This is a genomic window from Novosphingobium sp. Chol11 (assembly GCF_900218065.1).
GTDB classification, from domain to species: Bacteria; Pseudomonadota; Alphaproteobacteria; order Sphingomonadales; family Sphingomonadaceae; genus Sphingobium; species Sphingobium agri.
In genome coordinates this window covers 51,101-71,461 of record NZ_OBMU01000002.1, presented here as the reverse complement: position 1 = coordinate 71,461, position 20,361 = coordinate 51,101, and the positions used below count along the sequence as shown (strand labels likewise).

Sequence of the window (20,361 nt, the reverse complement as noted above, 5' to 3'; positions counted from 1 at the left end):
GGCGGAGCGGGCGCGGCCTTGGCGGCAGGGGCAGGAGCGGCACGCGGACGGGCGGGCGCCGGGGCAGGCGTTTCCTTCGGCCGTATCCCCGGCACCCTGATCAACTGACCCGGCTTCAGTGAAGCGGGCACCGCCAGATCGTTGTAGCGGCTAAGCAGGTAGAATTTCCTGGCGTCGCCCAGGAACCGCTGCGCAATGCCCTGCATCGTGTCGCCAGCCTCGACGCGGTAGGAGAATGCGGTGCTGCCCAATGCCGCGACCGGATCGGCCGTGATGCTTTCCATCAGCCTGGCGGAGGCCGTGTCCGCAGGATCGCGCTTCAGCATGGCGTCCAGCTTCTTGCGCGCGGCTTTCTCATCGCCATTGTTCAGCAGGGACACGACATCCTCCACCTCCTGCGCGTTGCTGACCTGCTGCACCATGGGCGCGCGCACGCTCTCGCCACCCGGCTTCGCGGCGCATCCGGCAAGGCCGGCCGCCACGATGGCAAGCAGCAATTTAGGCGCATTAATCCTCATTCAGGCGGTCCTTGCGTAGCTATTGGGTTCGGCCGGGGAGGGCCGGGCGTGGGTGGTGAACAGGCTTGTGATGGTCTGGCCGCTGCGCGCGAAGGCCAGGAAATCGGCCTCCGGCATGGGCCGCGCGAAGTAGAAGCCTTGGAACAGGTTGCAGCCATGACGGCGCAGCCACAGCATCTCCTCCGGCCTCTCTACGCCCTCGGCAAGCACGCTGATGCCAAGGCCGCGCGCCAAGGCGATGATCGACTGGCAGATCGCCTGGCAATCGCGGCGGCTGTCGACGTCCGTTACGAACTCGCGGTCGATCTTCAGCTTGTCGAAGGACAGCTTCTTCAAAGAGCTGAGACTGGAGAAGCCGGTGCCGAAATCGTCGATCGAAATCGCAGCCCCCGACGCGCGGATGCGTTCGAACAGCTGGGCAGCCGTGCGGGAATCGGCCATGGCGATACTCTCTGTCAGCTCCAGTTCCAGCAGGCGGGCGGACAGGCCATGACGGCCCAGCGTGCGCTCCACCAGATTGTCGAAGCCCTCGCGTTCCAGCTGATGGCCCGACACGTTGACGGCGACCTTGACGCCCGGCAGCCCCATCGCGGTCCAGTTCCCCGCCGCGCGGCAGGCGGCGTCCAGCACCCATGTGCCAAGCTCCGCCGCCAGGCCCGCAGCTTCGGCCAAGGGGATGAACTCGGCCGGGCCAACCAGCCCCCGAACCGGGTGCCGCCAGCGGATCAGCGCCTCGGCGCCGCAAACCGATTGGGTCCGCGCGTCCAGGAAGGGCTGGAACCATGTTTCGAATTCGCCAGCCGTGATGGCGCGACGCAGATCCTGTTCCAGCGCGAAATCGCAGCTGACGGCCTTCGACGCCTGATCGACAGGACCAGACGCCATGCCATGACGGCTCGCCAGCAGGGAAAAAGCGCGGGAAATCAACTTCGCCGCTGGGGCGATGTCCGGATCGCATGCCACATGGCCCAGGCGTATGACCGGCAGCAGCTCCTCGCCATCGATCAGCATCCGGTCCTGCAACGCGTAGGCGATCGCCTGCAACGCCGGGGCCGCCTCGTCTTCGCTGCTGCCCGCGAACCAGAGCGCGAAATGCGCCCGGTCCACATGGGCGGCCATGCGTGACGGTCCGGCCATGCGGCTGATGCGCCTCGCGATTTCGGCGAGAACATGGTCCGCCCTTTCCGGATCGATGGCGCTCAGCCGGTCGAAGTCGGCAAATTCGATCATGCCCAGCACGCCCGGCCCCTCGGCCATCGCCTGGATCAGCTTTTCGCGGGTGGGAAGGCCCGATACGCCATGACGCTGCACGAAACGCTGCGCCATGGAACGGTTTGCCTCGATGAGCTTCAGCGCTTCTGCATATATGCCGCGGGCAAGCGGATAGCTGCCCTTGATGCCGAACGCCTTGCGCAGGCGCATCAGCCAATATGTCTCCGCGCTCGCATGCAGCAGCGTGATGGCGAGCAGCAGCGGAAGAAGAAGGGCGGCTGCGGCTGGATGGATCAGGATGCCCACGCCGATTGCGATGGATGCAGCGGCCAACAGCCATAACCATGGCCGTCCCTTTCCACCCAGCATCCTGTGACCAATGCGCGGCATGCTCACCCTTTCGGGTCGAGGATTTAAGGCAAATTGTGAAACAGATGATTAAGGGAAGGGCGCGAATTCCGGCCGCTTGCCTAACCTGCATTAGTCTTCAAAGGTTAAGGACATATCTATCGGCGGATGGCTGCTCGTCTTCTTCCACCCGGTAGGACAGGCATCGCAGCCCCATTCCCGCGATAGACGTCGCCATGCCGATGACTAAGCATAGCGACAGCAGCGGGTCCCGGCTGGCGCTGCGCCATGATACGAAGCCCAGCAGAAGGACGCTGATGGTAGATATCGCATATCCGGCGGCTTTTATCGCAGCGCTTTTGATCATTTCGCCTGGTTGAATGTTTCTAATTGTTACTGGTTCCCAACGACCAGAGGCAACAGCGTAGAGAAACATATGGACCGCATCTTCACCGCCTTGGCGACCCGGATCGCCTCCGCCGCCGGACAGCCGCTCAGCTTCGTCCTCGCCTTTGGACTTATCCTGGTCTGGGGCGTGTCCGGGCCGCTGTTCGGCTATTCCGATACCTGGCAACTGGTGATCAACACCGGCACGACCATCGTCACCTTCCTCATGGTCTTCCTGATCCAGAACAGCCAGAACCGCGACGCCGCCGCCATGCAGGCGAAGCTCGATGAAGTGATCCGCGCCCTCGATTCCGCGCGCGAACAATTTATCGGCATAGAGCATCGCAGCGCGGGGGAGGTGGAACAGATCCGCGCTGCACTGGAAAAGGAAGTCGGCTGCGACGAAGGCAAGGCGGGAACGGCGGACGACAGCGTCGAGCATGTCCTGCGGCGGACCTGAAGCAGGACATTCTCTTCACCCGTTCGGGCTGAGCTTGTCGAAGCCCTCCATTTTTCTGAGGGAAATAGAGCGGTTGGCTTCGCCGCTCCGATCGTCCCCTATCCAAACTGCTTGATAAGTGAAGAAGTGGCGCTGTCGCTATTGGCATCCGCAACGATGGCATAAGCAGCGCGCGCGATGACTTCCGCTTGGCTCAGCGCAGCCGGCATGACGCTGGCGGCGACCTGCTCGACGGCGGCACTGCCGGACCTGTCCGCCGCTGCGCTGCGCGAAAAGAAGCCCGCATCCGACAGCAGGCTATCCAGCGACCGCGATGATACAGGCGCCTGGCCGATCTCGGTACGCGCGGGTGGCGAATAGACTAAAGCTGGTTCAACCGATGCCGTTATGATCGGTGACGGCGATGACGGCGCTACGCTGCTGCTGGCCGGTTCGCTCGGCGCCGGAGTTGCAGACGGCTCCGTAGCGGTTGTCGAGCCTGAAGTGCTCGTCGTGCCGGTGGAATTCTTGCTGTTCCAGTTGGCAATGGCGTTGGCGTTTGAATTGATGCTGACCACGCAAATCTCCGATGTCCCATCCTGCGGCTATCGGATCATCTCTTCCAGACCATGAAGGGGCATCGTCAGCGGGGCGTTAAGCATGATGAGCGCCCGTTTAGCTTGGCCTCATATCGTCACCATCCCTGGAACCGTTCGCCCTGAGCCTGTCGGCCGGAAAAGCGGTGTAGCCAACGGCTCTACTTCTCATTCTCTGGTAGATTGAAGGTGCAGCCCGAACGGGCCGCGATCCAGACCTAAGCGTAGCCCGATCGGAGGAGAGACCGGAAAGCCTCTCCCCCTCCAATCGCGTCAGACCCCAAAACCACCCGACACCGAAATCACCTGACCCGTCACATAACGAGCCCGTTCGGACGCAAAGAATACCGCCGCCTGGCCGATATCCTCCGACTGGCCCCAACGCTTCAGGCACAGCAGCTTCTTGGTTTCGGCGACCCAATAATCATCGAACACGCCCTGCGCGGTGAGTTCATGGAACATGCCCGCGTCGATGACGCCCACCAGCACCGAATTGGCGCGGATCTCATGCTTGCCTTCTTCCTTGGCAATGCCCTTGATCAGCGCTTCGTTGGCTGCCTTGGGCGCGACCGACAGGCCATCCAGCTTGGGCCACCAGTCATGTCCCGCCGATCCCAGATGGACGAATGATCCGCCGCCCTTTTCGCGCATGTGCGGGATGAAGGAACGGGCGGCATTGTAGAAGCCGAACACCTCGACCTCCATCGCCTGGCGGAACTGTTCGTCGCTCCATTCGGCGATCGCGACCTGCGGCACCAGCGGACCCGCGCCCCAGACGACGCTATGGACGCGGCCATGCGCGGCGGTGGCCGAAGCGACGACCGCGTCTACCGAAGCGCGATCCCGCACATCGACCTGATGCAGGCTGGCCTTGACGCCCAGCGCCTCGATGGCCTGCGCCGTCGCCTCCGCCACGTCCTTCTTGCTGCGATAGCAGATGGCGACGTCCGTGCCCGACTTGGCGAACTCGACCGCCACGCCCTTGCCGATCCCGCCGCTGCCGCCAAAGATGATCGCTGCGCCTTCCGGGAAATCCCTGTTCATTCCTGTTCTATCCTCTTCTGTTTGAATGTCATTCGGCCGCTGCGGCGGTCGGCGCCTGATCCAGCCCCTTGGTGGCATGGTCGCCATTGGCGCGGCCCTGATGGCCCGCCGCCTGCGCGCGCGGATTGTAAAATTGCCGATACCATGCGCGATTGCGGTGGAACGGCCCATCGGTCGGCAGTCGCAATATCTGCAGCGCTGGTGCCTTCGTCCGCCAAATCTCGAAATCCTGCGAGAATGCGGAAAGGCCCAGCTGCTGATATTGGCGATGCAGTTCGACATCCTCTGCGGATGGCGGCACCTGCCGTCCCCGCGTAATGATGCCATGCCACACATGGGTCACGCCATCCTCGACCGGCGTATGCAGCACGATCTGCACCGCGTCCGTCTCGCCCGAAAAGCGGGCGATCAGTATGCCGGGCCCAGTATAATAAGCGTCAACGTCCAGCACCCCGCCCTCGCTGGTCATCGTCTCATGACCCCCGCCGGACAACTGCCGTCCGGTGACGCCGTCGAAGCGCGAGTTGAAATAGGCCAGCCGCTGCCCATGCACCGGGCCGAAATGCCGCGCATCGACCAGATTGTCGATAATCTCCTGCGGGTGGACCGGGATCTGCCCCAGATCGTCATAGATGCACCGTACCCAGGCGGCATCCTCCCATTCCGGCAGGTCCGGCAATGGATAGTCGGGCTCCATCTGCTCGGGATCATGCCAGGCGAACAGGCATCCGAACCGCTCCTCCACCGGAAAGGCGCGCACCCGCGCCGCCGGGGGCAGCGGCCCGTCGAAATAGGGCACATTGTTGCAAATGCCGTCCGGTCCGAAGCGCCAGGCATGATAGGGGCAGCGGATCGAGTCTCCCTCGATACGCCGCGCGCCCGCGCCTGAACTTTGCTCGGCGGCCAGATGCGCGCCCATATGCGGGCAATAGGCATCGAGCAGGGCCGCCCGGCCACTTTCGCCGCGATACAGCACCAGGTCGCGCCCGAACATGCGCAGCGCCGTCGGCGCTGATACCGCATCCTCCGCTCGCGCGATCATGAACCAGCCACGGGGAAAAGTGAATTCGCCGAGGCCATAGTCGGCCGTGGTCGCCATCCGTCCATCCTCTCTCTTGTTCTGCGCGCATAGTGAAATAAGGACGCCCCCAGATCAATTTGCGCTTGCGATATCCGATCATATTGTAATCTTCGACGATCATTAAATGATCGGGACCGATATATGCCTCAAAAGGAAAGCCCCGGCGTCGCCGCCATATTGGCGCAGCTCCGCCACGAACTGCGTGTGCAGGGCATAAGGGTAGCGGACCTCGCTGCCCGCTTGGAAATCGCGGAGCCGACCCTGTGGCGCTGGCTGCGGGGTAGGGGGCTGACGCTCGACAATCTCGACCGTCTCTGCCTCGCCATCGGCATCGACGTGCGCGACCTGCTTGCCCGGTCGGCGGATGGCGGCGCGGACCGCTTCACGCTGGCGCAGGAACGGGTTCTGGCCGCCGACCGCAGCCTGGCGCTGCTCTTCTTCCTGGTGCTGAACGGCGCGCAGCGGGCGGAGTGCCAGGCGACGCTCGGCATCGATGAAGCGGCCCTGAACGAAGCAATCGAGCGGCTCCGGCGGCTCGGCCTCGTCGACAGCCTGCCCGGCGGCCGCCTGCGCCCTCTCACCAGCCGCGCCGTCCGCTGGCGACCCGACGGCCCGCTCGACCAGGCCTTCAACCGCGTGGTGAAGCATTTCTTCCTCGGCCCCTCGCTCCTGGAAGGGGACGCGCGCTATGTCTCCGACATGCTCTGGCTTGGCCCCAACGGCCGCGATCGGGTGCAGGCCCTGTTCGAGCGGCTGCGCGACGACGTCTATCTGATCGCCCGGCAGGAGCGCGAAGCCGCCGCGGACACAGGCGATTGGTGCGCCCTATTCCTGCTCGTCCGCCCGCTGCAAATGGCGCGCGTCACCGAAGATCTCTGAGGCCTCAAGCCCCGAGCCACCACAGCATCCCGATCAGCGTGATCGACGCCATCGTCGTCGTCAGCATGACCGCCCAAGCGCTCAATTCCATCGCCCATCGCCCCGCCTTGCCCGCCAGCACGAAGCTCGACGCGCCGCACGGCATCGCTGCCATCAGGATCGCGACCTTCGCCCAGAGCGGCGGGATCGGCGGCAGCATCCACAGCAGCCCGGCCGTGATCAGCGGCTGGGCCAGCAGCTTCAGCGCGACGACACGGCCGATCGGTCCGGGCGTGGCGCTTTGCCGGGGCAGCGCGATGAAGATGCCGATCGCCGTCAGCGCACAGGGCGCTGTCGCCAGCGCCAGCGTCTGCATCAATATGTCGGCTGGCCCGGTCAGCGGCAGGCGCAGGACCGACCAGACGCACCCCAGCACCGCCATGAAGATCAATGGATTGCGCACCGTCGACCGCGCCGCCAGCTTCAATCCGGTGCCCACCCCATGGCCATGGCTCGCGGTTACTTCGCTCATGACCAGCCCGACGGTGAACACGATCGCCGAATAGATCAGCATCGTCACGGACACCGGCGCCACCGCTTCCGGCCCCCAGGCCAGCGTCGCCACCGGCAGGCCGATGAAGCCCGTATTGCTGAAACAGGCGCACAAAGCCGCGATATTCGCGTTCGCCCCCGACCGCCCGAACCGCCGGGCAATGGCAAAGGCCAGCGCATAGGTGATCAGCGCGCCCAGCGTGACCGCGATGAACATGCCCGGCACCGCCAGGTTGCGCGGGTCCATATGCGCGATCGAACGAAAGGTGAGGATCGGCAGGGTGATGGCGATGACGAAGCGGTTCAGCACTTCGAACGCGCGGTCGCCCAATATGTCATAGCGCCCGCACACATAGCCGATCAGGATCAGCCCGAAGACCGGGACCAGAGCGCCCAAGATCGTCACAGCCATGAAAAGCGCCACCTCATGCTCGACGGCTTCGTCCCGTCTCATCCGCTCCTATGACAGGGTGGATGCGACGGAAATGCCTTTCTGTGCAATCGTGGATGCGCGCAGAACAATCAGCGGCTAGAACTGCGCCGCGCTGCTCTCGAAACTGCGCAGGGCGGCTTGGCGCAGCGGCAGCTGGCGGAAATCGTCCGACAGGATTTCCACGCCATAGGGCCCATCATAGCCTGCCCGGCTCATCGCGCGGATGAAGCCCGGTACGTCGAACTCTCCCTCGCCGCACAGCTTGCGATGGCGCATCGTGTCTTCGGTGATCTCGCCCTGCATCGCAGTCATTGCGTCGCACAGTTCAGCCGCGATGACGAAGCGTGGCGGAAGCTGCGCCACCTCTTCCATCGTGCCGCCCGACCGCATCACATGCCAGATATCGACCAGCAGCCCGCCATTGCGCGCATCCGCCGCGGCGACCATCTCCAGCGCGGAAGCAAGGTTCGGCAGCATTGAAAAGGGCAGCATCTCCAGCCCGATCAGCAGCCCATGCTCCTCCGCCTGCGCACAAAGCGCGGCGAACTCGCCCGCCAGATCATCCCCCGCCGGATCGCCCGGCAGGAAAGGCGGCATCACCTTGATATGACGCGCGCCCAAAGCATCGGCGGCGCGGAACAGCTCCGCCCGAGCCGCGTCCGACCGGCTCCGCCGCTCCCCTGTCGCGAACCAGTCGGCCAGAAACTCCAGCTCGACGATCCGCTGCCCCGCATCGTCCAGCAGGCGCTTCAGCGAGCCATAATCCCGCCCACTCTCTTCCCAGGCGAGGAGGTCGCCCAGCCAGAACCCTGTTCCCGCATAGCCCGCTCGCGCCGCCGCCTCGATCCGCTGATCCAGCGGAAAGCGGCCCAGATTGTCCGGCCGGTCGGGCCGGACATCGCCTGCCGTCGTCCAGCAGGTGGCGATCAGTTGCGGCGCGCCCATGGCTTGCCGGGTCAATCCATGCGTGGGGTTTCAACGCCTGCATTGCGGCAGGCATAGTCGAGCAGTGCCGAATAGTCCTTGGTCGCATAGTCAGTCGCCCGCGCCCCGCCGAACACGGCATGGGCCGCCGCACCCATGGGCAGGCCGAGGCGATTTTCCGCCGCTGCATTCATTGCCAGCGAAAGATCCTTGAAGGCCAGGTCGATGGTGAAGCCCGGTTCCACATCGCCCTTCAGCACCTTGTTCACCATCAGCACATGGAACTGGCCGTTGCGCGCGGTGGTGTTGCCCGTAACATCGTGCATCGTCTGGATATCAAGACCCAGCTTCGTGCCCAGCGCCAGCGATTCCGCGACGATCTGCGCGGTGGACAGCAGCATGAAATTGTTGATCACCTTCATGCGGCTGCCCATGCCAGGTTCGCCACAGCGGAAAATGTCGGTGCCCATCGCCTTCAGGGCGGGTTCGACGCGGGCGAAATCCTCGTCGCTCGCGCCGACCATGAACAGGGATTCGCCCCGCTGTGCGTGGAGCGCCAGACGGCCGATCGGCGCATCGACAAAGCCGATGCCCTGCGCGGCGCAGGCGGCGGCGACCCGGTCAGTGCCCTTGGCATCAATGGTAGACAGGTCCATCAGCAGCGCGCCCGCGTCGATGTTGGCCAATACGCCATCCTCGCCCAGCACGACTGCCTCCACATGCTGCGTGGCGGGCAGCACGGTAATGACGATGTCCTGTCCCCGGCTGGCTTCGGCGACATTGGCCGCTTTCTTCGCGCCCAGTCCCGCCACCTCATTCATCTTCGCATCGTCAATGTCATAGACGGTGACGTCAAAGCCCTTGCGCTGAAGGTTCGATGACATGGGCAGGCCCATGGCGCCCAGTCCGATGAAGCCGATCTTGGTGGTCATTCTAAGTTCCTCTCGACATTTGGCCCCTTGGCTTGGCCATGATGAATCTCGATTTTACTCACGCGGAGACGCAGAGACGCGAAGGGATGATAAAGGCGCCGCAGGCGCTCTCAATCTTCGGCATCAGGGGGGAAGCCTGCCTGATATAAGCTTCGCTTCCTCGATTTCCCCTCCGCGCCTCCGCGTGAAAAAACTTAATGCAGCTTTTCGGCGATAACCCCCGCTTCCACAAGCGCCGCGATCTGCCCTTCGGACAATCCCAGCACATCGCTCAGCACATCGCGCGTGTCCTCGCCCGAACGGGGCGGGGCGCGGCGGTAATCGGCGGGCGTCTTTGAAAACTGGCCCGGATAGCCCAGCACCTTGACCGGCGTGCCGTCCGACCGGACCATGTCCTTGATGACGCCACGCGCGGCGATATGCTCGTCCGCCAATATGTCGGGGATTTCGTTGACGCGCCCGCCGGGCAGCTTCGCGGCTTCCATCGCGGCGATCAGGTCGTCCGATTTCCACTTGGCGATGGCCGGTCCCATCTCATCCTGCAATGCCTTTCGATTGGGCGACCGGTTGCCATTGTCGACGAAACGCGGGTCATCGGGCAGGTCCGGGCGGCCGATCAGTTCGCAGAAGCTGCGGAACTGCCGGTCATTGCCCAGCGCAACCAATATGTCCCCGTCGGAGCAGGAAAAATCCTGATAGGGCACGGTATTGGGATGCTCATTGCCCAGCCGCCGGGGGATCATCCCCCCGTTCATATAGTTGGACGCCTGATTGGCGAGCAGCGCCACCTGCGTGTCGAGCAGCGCTATGTCGATATGCTGCCCTTCGCCCGTACGGTCGCGATGGGCGAGCGCGGCGAGGATCGAGATCGCTGAATAAAGACCGGTCACAAGGTCGCTGATCGGGATGCCGACCTTCATCGGCCCGCCGCCTGCCTCGTCATCGGGACGGCCGGTGATCGACATCAGGCCGCTCATCCCCTGGATCAGGAAGTCGTAACCGCCGCGATCCTTGTACGGCCCGTCCTGACCAAATCCGGTGATCGAACAATAGATGAGCTTCGGGTTGATGGCCGACAGCGACGCATAATCCAGCCCATATTTGGTGAGCCCGCCGACGCGGAAATTCTCGACGACGATGTCGGCGCCCAGTGCGATCTGCCGGATCAGGTCCGCGCCGCGCGGATCGGCCAGGTTGATGGCGACCGACTGCTTGTTGCGGTTCGCGCAGAGATAATAGGCCGCGTCCTTCGATCCATCGTCCAGGAATGGAGGGCCCCAGCGCCTTGTATCGTCACCCTGGCCGGGCTGTTCGATCTTGATCACGTCCGCGCCCAGATCGCCCAATATCTGCGTGGTCCAGGGCCCCGCCAGCACGCGCGAAAGGTCCAGGACCTTCATCCCCGCCAGGGGGCCAGTGGCTGTCTTTTGCTCGGTCACTTGTTCTTGAACTCCGGCGCGCGCTTGCCAAGGAAGGCGGCGATCGCTTCATGATGGTCTTCGGTATAATGAGCCAGCGACTGATAGCCCGCCGCCATTTCCAGCAGCGTCGGCAGCTTCATGTCCGCGCCTTCGCGCATCAGCCGCTTTGCCATGCGCGTCGCATGACCCGGATTGGCGGCGATCTTGCCCGCCAGTTCCAGCGCGCGATCCATCAACTTGTCGGCGGGCAGGACTTCGGCGACCAGCCCATATTCCAGCGCCGTTGCCGCATTGATCGCGTCGCCGGTCAGCGTCATCAGGTTGGCGCGCTGCGGCCCGATCAGGCGCGGCAACAGCCAGCCGCCGCCGCCGCCCGGAATGATGCCCAGCTTCACATAGCTTTCCGCCACCACGGCGCTGTCGGCCATCAGGCGAATGTCGCACATGCACGCCATGTCGAGGCCCAGGCCGATTGCGGGCCCGTTGATCGCCGCGATGATAGGCACTTCCAGCTCATGGATCGCCGGTCCGATCATCTGCACGCTGGTGCGATAGGCGTTGCGGATTTCATAAGGCGTGCCGCCGAACATGCCGGATCGCTCGGCCATATATTTGACATTGCCGCCCGCGCTGAATGCCTTGCCATTGCCGGTAAGGACGATCGCGCGCACTGACGTGTCGCGCACCATGCTGCGGCAGAAATCGACGATCTCCTCGCTCTGCTCGACCTCGGTGATCGTGTTGCGTTCATCGGGGCGGTTGAAGCGGGCGACGACTACGGGGCCGTCGCGCTCGACGAGAAGGAACGGATCCAAGCGGGACTCTCCCAATCCAGATATGAAAAGTTCGCGGCGACGCTAGGCGCTCGCTTACTCTCAAGCTAATATTGATTTTCGACCGTTCGATATATGAAAGCTATCATGGAACTGCGCCAGCTCCGCTATTTCGTCATGCTTGCCGAAACCGGCAATTTTCACCGCGCGGCGGAGCGGCTCAACATGTCGCAGCCGCCGCTGACCGTCGCCATCCGCAAGCTGGAGGAGGAATTGGGCGCGGCCCTGTTCGTGCGCAGCGCGCGTGGCGTCTCCTTGACGGCGGCGGGCCGCGCCTCGCTCGACATGGCGCGGGCGACGCTGGCGCAGGCGGATCGTTTCCGGGAGGCGGCGCGTGAAGGCGCGGCCGGGGAGCGGGGGCGGTTGCGCGTCGGCTTCGTCGGGTCGGCGACCTTCGAACTGCTCCCCCGCCTCATCGCCGAATATCGCCGTCGCTATCCCGCCGTCGAACTGGTGCTGGAGGAAGCGACCAGCGCCGAAATCGCGCGAAAGCTTGCCGCCGCCGAGCTGGACGTCGGCCTTGTGCGCTTGCCGCTGCTTCAGATCGCGGCTGTCGACACGCAGGTCATCGACCCCGACGAACTGCACGCCGCCTTGCCGGAGGGCAGTCCCTTTGCCGGTACGCAAAGCGTGGAGCTTGGCGACTTGGCGGAGCAGCCCTTCATCCTCCAAAGCCGCATCAGCGTGCTGCATTCTATCACGCTGACCGCCTGTCAAAAGGCCGGATTCATGCCCATCGTCGCGCAGGAAGCCGCGCAATTGAGCGCCGTCCTTGCCCTCGTCCGCTCCGGCCTTGGCGTAGCGCTGGTCCCGTCGCGCGCCGCGGGCTCGGTCCCGCAAGGCGTCCGCCTCGTCCGCTTGGCGACAAAGGTGCCTGTCCTCACCGGCGTTGCGCTCCCCCGCGATGCAGCTAGCCCGCTCGCTAAAAATTTCGCCGCGATTGCTTCCGATAGTCATTGAATATCGAATAACCCCAATTCGATATTGGACTATCATTTTACAAAACGCGATTTAATCGCCAATTCCTTCACGGTTTCAAGAGGCCGGCTTGTTCGAAACACTGACCCTTTCCGCCCTCCCGCCCGAGGATGAGGCAATCCGCCCAGCCCTCCGCGCGCTCATTCAGGAAGCGATCGCCGAACTGCCGGTTCACCGCCGCGCCCGATCCTGGCAGGGCTTCGACGCCGCCTTCAGCCGCAAGCTGGGGCAGGCCGGTTATCTCGGCCTTTCGCTGCCCAAGGAATATGGCGGCGTCGGCCGCGGTCCCTTCACCCGCTTCGTCGTGGTGGAAGAACTGCTTTCCGCAGGCGCCCCGGTCGCCGGGCACTGGATCGCCGACCGCCAGAGCGGCCCGCTGATCCTGCACTATGGCACGGAGGCGCAGCGCCGCTTCTACCTCCCCCGCATCTCGAAGGGCGAAGCGCTTTTCTGCATCGGCATGAGCGAACCGGGCTCGGGCTCCGACCTCGCCAGCGTCCGCAGCCGCGCCGAGCAGCAGGCCGACGGCGGCTGGCTGCTCAATGGCCAGAAGATCTGGACCACGAACGCGATGCACAGCGATTACATGATCGCTCTGGTCCGCACATCGGGCACCAGCGCCGACCGGCAGCAGGGCCTGTCGCAGCTGATCGTCGACCTGAAGGCGCCGGGCGTCAGCATCCGTCCGATCGTCGATCTCACCGGCGACGCCCATTTCGCCGAAGTCTTCTTCGAGGACGTCCGCCTCGCTCCCGACGCGCTGATCGGCGCGGAAGGGCAGGGGTGGAAGCAGGTCACCGCCGAACTTGCCTTCGAACGCAGCGGGCCAGAGCGCATCTATTCGTCGGTCGTGCTGATCGACGCCTGGGTCCGCCATCTCGAAGCGGTCGGTCGCAAGGACAGCGCCACGCTGCGCCTCGTCGGCTCACTGATGGCGCAGCAGGCGGTTCTGCGTGAAATGTCGCTGGCCGTGACCGCGCGGCTGGTCGCGGGTGAAAGCCCGGTGGTCGAAGCGTCGCTGATGAAGGATCTCGGCACCAGCTTCGAACAGGCCGTGCCGCAGCTGATCGGCGATGATCTGGCGGCCAACCCCGACGAGCCGGTCGATCCCGAACTCTACCGCACTTTGCTTTACGTCACCCATATCGCGCCCAGTTTCTCGCTGCGCGGTGGCACGCGCGAAATTCTGCGCGGCATCATCGCCCGCGGCCTTGGCCTGCGCTGAAGGGAGCCACTTCATGGACATGTCCGAACTGATTGATCCCTTCGCCCGCCTGATCGAGGATGTCTGCACTCCTGCCGCGATCCGTGAGATCGAGCAGGGCGGCGACAGCAGCGCGATGTGGAATGCCTTTGTCGAATCCGGCTTTCTCGACGCGCTCGTCGCCGAAGAGTCTGGCGGGGCAGGGCTTTCATTGAACGACGCCGCGCCCTTGATCGCCCTGCTTGGCCGTCATGCCGTGCCGTTGCCGGTGGGCGATACCATGATCGCCCGCGCGCTGCTCGCCGCCGCTGGCGTTGAAGCGCCCGAAGGTCCGATCGCGATCGCTACCGGTGCGGGGGCAGTCCCCTTTGCCGCCGTCGCCTCGCACATCCTTTCCGGCACAGCAGACGCGCCGGTGCTCATCGCGGCAAAGATCGAAGCGACTGGCGTCCCCCATGACGTCGACGCTCATGTGGCCGGGCTCAACGGCGCGGCATTGCGTCCCATTGCGGCGGTGCTGCGGGCGCAGCTCATATCCGGCGCGGCTGGCCGGGTCATGGAAATGACCGTCGCCTATGCCAATGAGCGGGTGCAGTTTGGCAAGCCAATCGGCAAGCAGCAGGCGGTGCAGCAGCAACTGTCCGTTCTGGCCGAACAGGCCGTCGCCGCCCGCATCGCCGCCGCGATCGGCGCGCGCTCGGGACTTCAGCCGAAGCCTGCCGACGCCGCGATCGCCAAGCATGGCGCCAGCCTGGCAGCGGGGCAGGTTGCCGCAATTGCGCATGCCGTTCATGGCGCAATCGGCATCAGCGAGGAATATGACTTGCAACTGCTCACCCGCCGCCTGCATGGCTGGCGTCTGGCTGACGGGTCGGAAAGCTATTGGGCGGGCTTGTTGGGTGAATTGAGGCTGGCTGCCGCCGCATCGCCGACCGCTGATTTCATTCGGGGCGCCTGAACCGCGCCGTTCACTGGCGGCCGGGCCTTTCCCCTGCTGATCAGGAAGGGTAAGAGGCCGCCAACCCATGCGCCGCTGATCGTCAAGGCATGAGCTTTGCGGCGCATCCAAGAGCTGGAGGACCCTGCGCATGACCAATTCAACGCCCCGCCCCATCATCGATGGTCAGGAACGCAGCCAGGGGTCCCTCGGCACGATACAATTGGTCAACCCGGCCACCGAAGAACTGATCGCGACACTGCCATCCTGCGGCGCTGAGGAAGCGGCAGAGGCGGCGCGGCTGTCGGTGGACGGCTTTGCCCAATGGTCAGCCATCTCCCCCTTCGAACGCAGCAAGGTCCTGCGCCGCGCCGCTGACCTGATGCGCGGCGAGGCCGATGAGGCCGCTGCTGAAATGACACGTGAAGGCGGCAAACCGCTGGCGCAGGCGCGCGGTGAATGGCTGGCGTCCGCAGACCTGCTTGATTGGTATGCGGAAGAAGGCCGCCGCGCCTATGGACGTCTGATCCCGACCCGCGCCAGCGACATGCGCTGGGCGGTGGAGCGCCGTCCTGTGGGGCCTGTTGCTGCCTTTACGCCCTGGAATTTCCCGGCCTGGACGGTGATGCAGAAGGTCGCGCCCGCGCTGGCGGCGGGATGTTCCGTCGTGCTCAAATGCGCCGAGGAAACGCCGGGCTCAGGCTGGCGGATCGGCCGGGCGCTGTTGGCAGCGGGTCTTCCGCCGCGGGCCATCAGCGTGATCTGGGGTGATCCTGCCGCGATCTCGTCCACGCTCTGTGCGGCTCCGGAAATTCACAAGGTGACGCTTACGGGATCGACCCGCGTCGGCCGCCTGCTGGCGAGCGCGGCCGGACAGCATCTTAAGAAGGTCACGATGGAACTGGGCGGGCACAATCCCGTCATCGTCGCGCGGGACGCGGACCTTTCGACGGTCGTTCCCCTCGCTACCGAATTCAAGTTCCGCAACGCCGGGCAAGTATGCGTGTCGCCGACCCGGTTCCTGGTGGAAAAGCCGCTCTACGCCGATTTCGTCGCAGGCGTGACCGAAGCCGCTGGCAAGCTGCGCGTTGGCGATGGCCTGGACGCGGACACGCAGATGGGCCCGCTCACGACCGCAGGCCAGCTCTCGAAGATCGAGGCACTGGCGGCAGACGCGGTGCAGCGCGGTGCCAGAATCGAAACGGGTGGGTCGCGCATCGGTAATCGCGGCTATTTCTTCCAGCCCACCGTCCTGTCGGGCATGACTCCTGAAATGGACGCCATGAATGAGGAGCCCTTCGGCCCTCTCATGCTGGTGATGCCAGTCGACGACATCGACGCCGCGTTGACCGAAGCGAACCGCCTTCCTTATGGCTTGGCCTCTTACGCCTTCACCAACAGCATCAGCACTGAGCGCAAGATCTCTCAGAACATCCATGCTGGCATGCTGGGCCTCAATCACTTCGCGATGGCCATGCCGGAAACGCCCTTCGGCGGCGTTGGTGACAGCGGCATGGGTTCCGAAGGCGGCAGCGAAGGGATGGAAGCCTATCTCCGGCCCTTCCTGGTCTCCGCCAAAATCGGCTGATCCCACACTCCCTCAACGATGAAGATGCTGCCCTGCGCTGATGAAGCGCGGGGCAGTTTTTGTTCGTGTCCAATTGACGAAATCCTCTCAGCTCCTTGACTCGGAAACTGGTTGGTTTACCAAATCAGTGCAACGAGAAGTAGGAGAGGACCTAATGAGCGAGTCCAATGGGCCGGGCTTAAGCCTGGGCCAGCAATATGCCGCAACCATGCCCTTGGCGCGCATACATGGCGTGGGCGACATGCGCGTGGATCAGGTTCCCGTCCCCGAAGTCGGCCCTCGCGACGTGCTAGTGCGCATCAGCGCGACGGGCGTATGCGGCAGTGATCTGGGATATGTCGCGGCGGGTGGCCTGGGCGGGGGCGCGCCGCTCATCGAACCACTGCCGATCGGGCATGAGTTTGCAGGCATTGTCGAGAAGGTGGGGGAGCAGGTCAGCGGTATCCGGCCCGGACAGCGCTGCGCCGTCAATCCGGACGCCGGACTCATAGGCGGCGGCGGGTCGGCCGGGGCCTTCGCGCCGTTCATCCTCATTCCGGATGCGCGTGCCGGAGCCGACATCTGCCCCATCCCCGATAGCTTGCCGCTTGAAAAGGCCGCCTTGGCAGAGCCCCTGTCGGTCGGTCTGCATGGTGTGAACATCGGCCGGGTGCAGCCGGGCGACAAGGTGGTGATACTCGGCGCAGGTCCGATCGGCCTATGCACCATCATCTGCCTTCGCCATCGCGGCGTGGAAGACATTCTCGTCGCTGATCTGTCCGACGCCCGACTGGAACGAGCTCGTCAGCTCGGTGCTGCCGTCATGGTAAACCCCTCGCGCGAGCCGCTGGTTGAAGCCGTCGGGAAGGCGCATGGCACAGGCGAAAGGTTCGGCATGCCATATGTCGGCAGCGATGTGATCATCGACGCGGCAGGAGCGCAACCGCCGCTGGCCGAACTGCTGGACGTGGCGAAATTCCGGGCGAGGATCGTGATCGTCGCCCTCCATAAAAAGCCGATGCCGATCAATTTGTGGAAGATGATGGCCAATGAGTTCAGCATTTCCGGATCGATCGCGACCGACCGGGAGGACGAATTCAACGAATGCCTCCAGATGCTGGCAGGCAGGGATATCGACGTCGACCCGCTGATCAGCCATCGGGTAGAGTTCGCCCAACTGGATGAGGCGTTCCGCATCGCTGCGGACACGGATGCCTCCGCGAAAGTCATCGTCACTTTTCCCCAGACTGCATGAAGCTGGCTCCAGCCACGCAATGAAGGATCAACAATGAACGAAACCACGCTGCCGGAGCCGCAGGAAATCCATATCAACGATATGGCGAACCCGGTCATCACGCCGATGTTGGACGCAGCCCGCCAAGGTCCTGCAGACCGCCCGGCGCACATGACGGTCGATGAAGTTCTGGCCCAGGCCATTGCGGATTCAGGTGGCCTCGATGATTTCGGTGAGGATCAAAGTTTTCGCGAACGCATGGCGGTGACGCTTCAGGCGTGGGATGAGGATGAAGGCCTGACTCGTGGAGGCCGCATCACCTTGCTCGACCATCTTGTCCGGGTGATGGTGAACCGCCTGCGCATCGAGGATATCGTCAAGCGGCATCCGGAAATTCTCGACATAGAGATTGACCGTCCGCTCTTCATCGCGGGATTGCCGCGCTCGGGCACGACCCATCTGGTGAACTGGCTCGCACGTGACGAGCGGCTGCGCTCACTGACGCTCTGGGAGGCCGAGGAGCCTGTGCAGCTGCGCGATCTTGCGCCCGGCGAGGTGGACCCGCGCATCACCCGCAGCGCAGAACTTTGGAGCGCATTCGAAGCAGTCCTGCCGCATATGGCGGCGATGCACGGCATGGATGCGGCATCGATCCATGAAGACAATGAACTGCTCTACATGGATTTGAACTGCTACAGCTGGGAGTTCCAGTCCCGCATCCCTCGTTGGATCGACTATTATTTCGCCCATGACCGCACGCCCAGCTACGCTTATGAGAAGAAGGTGCTGCAGGTCCTAACCTGGCATCGCGGCCCCAATCGCTGGCTGCTGAAATCGCCGCAACACATGGAAAATCTGGCGGCGATCAAGTCCGTGTTTCCCGACGCGACGATGGTTATCACCCATCGTGATCCCATCGCCGTTTTGCGATCGCTGACCACCATGCTCGGCTATAGCGACCGCATCCGGCGCGACCCGATCGATCCGCCTGCGCTGGCCCGGCTCTGGATGGAGCGGATCGAACGGCTGCTGCGCGCTTGTGTCGATCAGCGGGATGCATGGGCCCCTGATCAGTCTGCCGATATTCTCTTCCACGAATATATGGCTGACCAGGAACAGGTGATGCGCCAGGTTTATGATCTGTCGGGGCTGGATTTGACCCCAGAGGTCGAGGCCCAACTGCTCGGCTATCTTAACGAAAATCCGCGCAACAAGCATGGGAAGGTGATCTACGACCTTGAAGGCGTGTTCGGCCTGAATGAAGCCGCTGCGCGCGAACGCTTCAGCTTTTATTATGATCGTTTCCCCGTCCGGCATGAAGGCTGAGGCTGGTTGATGGCGGCACCGGAAGCAAAGCTTGCCTTGGCAGATTCAGCTCCGGCCCCTGCGCGGATGGGCCGGGCGGATCAGACCCTCGCAAAGAAGCGCCGCTTGCTGCAGATCGCTCGAGAGGAATTTATCCGCCAGGGCTACCGCGCCCTCACCATGGATGCGATCGCCCAGGCGGCGGGTGTTTCGAAGCGGACGCTTTATCTTTGGCATGAGGACAAGGCGGCGCTGTTTCGTGCCTGCCTCGCTGCCGGGGTGGAGCGTTTCCCCCTGCCGCAATTGAATGACCCGGCGGAGCCGGAGGCCGATCTGCGCGCGTTCGGCGTCGCCTTGCTCCTCGAATTCACCCGGCCGTCCACGGTAGGCATGGCACGTTTGCTCTTGCGTGAAGCGCATGAGTTCGCCGAATTTGGCCCGATGATACGCCAAAGCCAGGATGACTATCTGGTCGCTCCCTTGGCCGCGCATCTGGCGCGTGCCGGTATCGCCAAGGACAGCCCTGCGGCAGCAGCGAAGATATTGCTGTCGATGCTCCTGATGCCTGTTCACAATTACCTGCTGATCGACGCCGAGCTTCCGGGTGAAGTGGAGATCGAAGCTCATGTTCAGATGGTGGTCGGCACATTCCTCGGCGGCGCACGAGGGAGGCAACGCCCAACTTGACTTCGGAATTGTCCTTCAATATCCATAAGTGAGTAAACACTTACATCTTGAGTCGGAGAGGTTCTAAAGATGGTCGAACATGCAGAAGCCGCGGTAATAGCGAGAGATTGGCACGACCGCAGCTTGCCGCTGCCTGACAGCGATGAGCTGCGGGAAGCGCTGGATAGCGCGAATATCCACACGTTGCTGATGGTCTATGTGCATCTCACGCACGATGCGGTGATGCTGGATATCTTCGGCAACTATATCAAGCCGCCATTCGCGGTTCCCGGGACCGAGATACCGGACGAATATGCGCAGGAATTGCGGTCGAAGCTGCTGCATGTCCTGACGACGCCGGGGGCCGCGCGGGAAGATGATCCTTCCGAACAGCTGATGCAGCGGATGATGAGCGTCGGCGTGGGTGAGGAAGTCGCCGACGAATTCCTGCCGCTGCTCTTCGACCAGATCGGTTTCAAGCTGCCCAAGCCTCGCAAGGAAATCGAAGGCCGTACGCCGCCGCAGGCAGGCTTCAAGGTGCTGGTCATCGGCGCGGGCATGACGGGCCTCGCGGCTTCGCTCAAGCTGGAAGAGGCGGGCTACGAGCATATCGTCATCGAGAAGAATCCCGAGGTCGGCGGTACATGGTATGAAAACCGCTATCCCGGCGTCGGCGTCGACACGCCGAGCCACTTCTATTCCTACTCCTTCGAAATCACGCCGGAATGGACGCACTATCATCCCAAGGGCGTGGACATGCAGAAATATCTGCTGCACGTCGCCGACAAATACGACCTGCGCCGCAACATCCGTTTCAACACCGAAGTGGTCGCCCTGCGCTATGACGATGCCGAAGCAGTCTGGAATGTGACGGTGCGCGGCAAGGATGGCG

General features: G+C 63.6%; 21 protein-coding genes and 1 pseudogene. 12 read left to right on the top strand and 10 right to left on the bottom strand.

From position 1 onward, the window contains the following. The 3 genes from NCHOL11_RS13050 to NCHOL11_RS13040 form a co-directional block, all read right to left on the bottom strand. Positions 1-518: LysM peptidoglycan-binding domain-containing protein (locus NCHOL11_RS13050; protein ID WP_141397881.1), on the bottom strand; the 518-nt coding region annotated here is incomplete at its 3' end. Beyond that, positions 519-2,063 (bottom strand): GGDEF domain-containing phosphodiesterase, encoded by a 1,545-nt coding sequence (locus NCHOL11_RS13045; RefSeq protein ID WP_217991079.1) that lies wholly within the window; start codon positions 2,061-2,063, stop codon positions 519-521. A 154-nt stretch (positions 2,064-2,217) separates the two neighbouring features. Continuing rightward, positions 2,218-2,514, bottom strand: coding sequence for a hypothetical protein (locus NCHOL11_RS13040; protein WP_141397861.1), 297 nt, complete (start codon positions 2,512-2,514; stop codon positions 2,218-2,220). Here NCHOL11_RS13040 and NCHOL11_RS13035 point away from each other — a divergent pair, their 5' ends adjacent. The 3 genes from NCHOL11_RS13035 to NCHOL11_RS13025 all read left to right on the top strand — a co-directional run bounded on the left by NCHOL11_RS13035 (position 2,515) and on the right by NCHOL11_RS13025 (position 3,537). Further along, positions 2,515-2,925, top strand: a complete 411-nt coding sequence (locus NCHOL11_RS13035) for a low affinity iron permease family protein (RefSeq protein WP_097092994.1) — start codon at positions 2,515-2,517, stop codon at positions 2,923-2,925. It abuts the gene before it with no gap. Between the two features lie 177 nt (positions 2,926-3,102). After that, on the top strand, positions 3,103-3,285 hold the full coding sequence (locus NCHOL11_RS13030; protein ID WP_097092993.1) for a hypothetical protein: 183 nt from the start codon (positions 3,103-3,105) through the stop codon (positions 3,283-3,285). 27 nt (positions 3,286-3,312) lie between these two features. Further along, positions 3,313-3,537: a hypothetical protein gene (locus NCHOL11_RS13025; RefSeq protein ID WP_097092992.1), complete on the top strand. Its 225-nt coding sequence runs from the start codon at positions 3,313-3,315 to the stop codon at positions 3,535-3,537. A gap of 236 nt (positions 3,538-3,773) precedes the next feature. Here the strand turns inward: NCHOL11_RS13025 and NCHOL11_RS13020 are convergent, their stop codons facing one another. Next, a complete protein-coding gene (locus NCHOL11_RS13020) occupies positions 3,774-4,544 on the bottom strand; it encodes an SDR family NAD(P)-dependent oxidoreductase (protein WP_097092991.1) in 771 nt (256 codons plus the stop codon). Between the two features lie 28 nt (positions 4,545-4,572). Continuing rightward, positions 4,573-5,643 (bottom strand): Rieske 2Fe-2S domain-containing protein, encoded by a 1,071-nt coding sequence (locus tag NCHOL11_RS13015; protein ID WP_097092990.1) that lies wholly within the window; start codon positions 5,641-5,643, stop codon positions 4,573-4,575. 123 nt (positions 5,644-5,766) lie between these two features. On the opposite strand from NCHOL11_RS13015, the gene NCHOL11_RS13010 reads away from it, so the two are divergent. Then, positions 5,767-6,504, top strand: coding sequence for a helix-turn-helix domain-containing protein (locus NCHOL11_RS13010; protein WP_097092989.1), 738 nt, complete (start codon positions 5,767-5,769; stop codon positions 6,502-6,504). A gap of 4 nt (positions 6,505-6,508) precedes the next feature. Here the strand turns inward: NCHOL11_RS13010 and NCHOL11_RS13005 are convergent, their stop codons facing one another. The 5 genes and pseudogenes from NCHOL11_RS13005 to NCHOL11_RS12985 all read right to left on the bottom strand — a co-directional run bounded on the left by NCHOL11_RS13005 (position 6,509) and on the right by NCHOL11_RS12985 (position 11,560). Next, positions 6,509-7,489, bottom strand: a complete 981-nt coding sequence (locus tag NCHOL11_RS13005) for an AEC family transporter (RefSeq protein WP_097092988.1) — start codon at positions 7,487-7,489, stop codon at positions 6,509-6,511. Positions 7,490-7,564: 75 nt separating this feature from the next. Then, positions 7,565-8,413, bottom strand: a complete 849-nt coding sequence (locus tag NCHOL11_RS13000) for a sugar phosphate isomerase/epimerase family protein (RefSeq protein ID WP_097092987.1) — start codon at positions 8,411-8,413, stop codon at positions 7,565-7,567. Positions 8,414-8,424: 11 nt separating this feature from the next. Then, positions 8,425-9,360 (bottom strand): annotated as a pseudogene (locus tag NCHOL11_RS18820) (NAD(P)-dependent oxidoreductase); the annotation flags it as partial. Positions 9,361-9,518: 158 nt separating this feature from the next. Next, positions 9,519-10,724: a CaiB/BaiF CoA transferase family protein gene (locus tag NCHOL11_RS12990; protein ID WP_097093306.1), complete on the bottom strand. Its 1,206-nt coding sequence runs from the start codon at positions 10,722-10,724 to the stop codon at positions 9,519-9,521. A 35-nt stretch (positions 10,725-10,759) separates the two neighbouring features. Then, positions 10,760-11,560 carry a crotonase/enoyl-CoA hydratase family protein gene (locus NCHOL11_RS12985; RefSeq protein ID WP_097092985.1) on the bottom strand — a complete coding sequence of 267 codons (801 nt, stop codon included), beginning with the start codon at positions 11,558-11,560 and terminating at the stop codon, positions 10,760-10,762. Positions 11,561-11,653: 93 nt separating this feature from the next. On the opposite strand from NCHOL11_RS12985, the gene NCHOL11_RS12980 reads away from it, so the two are divergent. The 8 genes from NCHOL11_RS12980 to NCHOL11_RS12945 form a co-directional block, all read left to right on the top strand. Continuing rightward, on the top strand, positions 11,654-12,538 hold the full coding sequence (locus tag NCHOL11_RS12980; RefSeq protein WP_255254820.1) for a LysR family transcriptional regulator: 885 nt from the start codon (positions 11,654-11,656) through the stop codon (positions 12,536-12,538). Between the two features lie 88 nt (positions 12,539-12,626). Further along, positions 12,627-13,781, top strand: a complete 1,155-nt coding sequence (locus tag NCHOL11_RS12975) for an acyl-CoA dehydrogenase family protein (protein ID WP_097092984.1) — start codon at positions 12,627-12,629, stop codon at positions 13,779-13,781. Between the two features lie 13 nt (positions 13,782-13,794). Next, positions 13,795-14,718: an acyl-CoA dehydrogenase family protein gene (locus NCHOL11_RS12970; protein WP_097092983.1), complete on the top strand. Its 924-nt coding sequence runs from the start codon at positions 13,795-13,797 to the stop codon at positions 14,716-14,718. A 130-nt stretch (positions 14,719-14,848) separates the two neighbouring features. Next, the gene (locus NCHOL11_RS12965; protein WP_097092982.1) at positions 14,849-16,285 is read left to right on the top strand and encodes an NAD-dependent succinate-semialdehyde dehydrogenase; all 1,437 of its coding nucleotides are present in this window, start codon (positions 14,849-14,851) and stop codon (positions 16,283-16,285) included. A gap of 154 nt (positions 16,286-16,439) precedes the next feature. Then, a complete protein-coding gene (locus tag NCHOL11_RS12960; RefSeq protein WP_255254819.1) occupies positions 16,440-17,519 on the top strand; it encodes a zinc-dependent alcohol dehydrogenase in 1,080 nt (359 codons plus the stop codon). Positions 17,520-17,552: 33 nt separating this feature from the next. Continuing rightward, on the top strand, positions 17,553-18,824 hold the full coding sequence (locus NCHOL11_RS12955; protein WP_097092981.1) for a sulfotransferase family protein: 1,272 nt from the start codon (positions 17,553-17,555) through the stop codon (positions 18,822-18,824). A gap of 66 nt (positions 18,825-18,890) precedes the next feature. After that, positions 18,891-19,490 carry a TetR/AcrR family transcriptional regulator gene (locus tag NCHOL11_RS12950; RefSeq protein WP_217991078.1) on the top strand — a complete coding sequence of 200 codons (600 nt, stop codon included), beginning with the start codon at positions 18,891-18,893 and terminating at the stop codon, positions 19,488-19,490. 69 nt (positions 19,491-19,559) lie between these two features. Further along, a partial coding sequence (locus tag NCHOL11_RS12945) for an NAD(P)-binding protein (protein WP_141397880.1) occupies positions 19,560-20,361 on the top strand: 802 nt, incomplete at its 3' end.

Bases quoted from the DNA above. Each gene is read 5' to 3' on its own strand.
- NCHOL11_RS13040 (WP_141397861.1), bottom strand. From the start codon at position 2,514: ATGTTTCTCTACGCTGTTGCCTCTGGTCGTTGGGAACCAGTAACAATT.
- NCHOL11_RS13035 (WP_097092994.1), top strand. From the start codon at position 2,515: ATGGACCGCATCTTCACCGCCTTGGCGACCCGGATCGCCTCCGCCGCC.
- NCHOL11_RS13030 (WP_097092993.1), top strand. From the start codon at position 3,103: ATGACTTCCGCTTGGCTCAGCGCAGCCGGCATGACGCTGGCGGCGACC.
- NCHOL11_RS13025 (WP_097092992.1), top strand. From the start codon at position 3,313: ATGATCGGTGACGGCGATGACGGCGCTACGCTGCTGCTGGCCGGTTCG.
- NCHOL11_RS13020 (WP_097092991.1), bottom strand. From the start codon at position 4,544: ATGAACAGGGATTTCCCGGAAGGCGCAGCGATCATCTTTGGCGGCAGC.
- NCHOL11_RS13015 (WP_097092990.1), bottom strand. From the start codon at position 5,643: ATGGCGACCACGGCCGACTATGGCCTCGGCGAATTCACTTTTCCCCGT.
- NCHOL11_RS13010 (WP_097092989.1), top strand. From the start codon at position 5,767: ATGCCTCAAAAGGAAAGCCCCGGCGTCGCCGCCATATTGGCGCAGCTC.
- NCHOL11_RS13005 (WP_097092988.1), bottom strand. From the start codon at position 7,489: ATGAGACGGGACGAAGCCGTCGAGCATGAGGTGGCGCTTTTCATGGCT.
- NCHOL11_RS13000 (WP_097092987.1), bottom strand. From the start codon at position 8,413: ATGGGCGCGCCGCAACTGATCGCCACCTGCTGGACGACGGCAGGCGAT.
- NCHOL11_RS12990 (WP_097093306.1), bottom strand. From the start codon at position 10,724: ATGAAGGTCCTGGACCTTTCGCGCGTGCTGGCGGGGCCCTGGACCACG.
- NCHOL11_RS12980 (WP_255254820.1), top strand. From the start codon at position 11,654: ATGAAAGCTATCATGGAACTGCGCCAGCTCCGCTATTTCGTCATGCTT.
- NCHOL11_RS12970 (WP_097092983.1), top strand. From the start codon at position 13,795: ATGGACATGTCCGAACTGATTGATCCCTTCGCCCGCCTGATCGAGGAT.
- NCHOL11_RS12965 (WP_097092982.1), top strand. From the start codon at position 14,849: ATGACCAATTCAACGCCCCGCCCCATCATCGATGGTCAGGAACGCAGC.
- NCHOL11_RS12960 (WP_255254819.1), top strand. From the start codon at position 16,440: ATGAGCGAGTCCAATGGGCCGGGCTTAAGCCTGGGCCAGCAATATGCC.
- NCHOL11_RS12955 (WP_097092981.1), top strand. From the start codon at position 17,553: ATGAACGAAACCACGCTGCCGGAGCCGCAGGAAATCCATATCAACGAT.
- NCHOL11_RS12950 (WP_217991078.1), top strand. From the start codon at position 18,891: ATGGGCCGGGCGGATCAGACCCTCGCAAAGAAGCGCCGCTTGCTGCAG.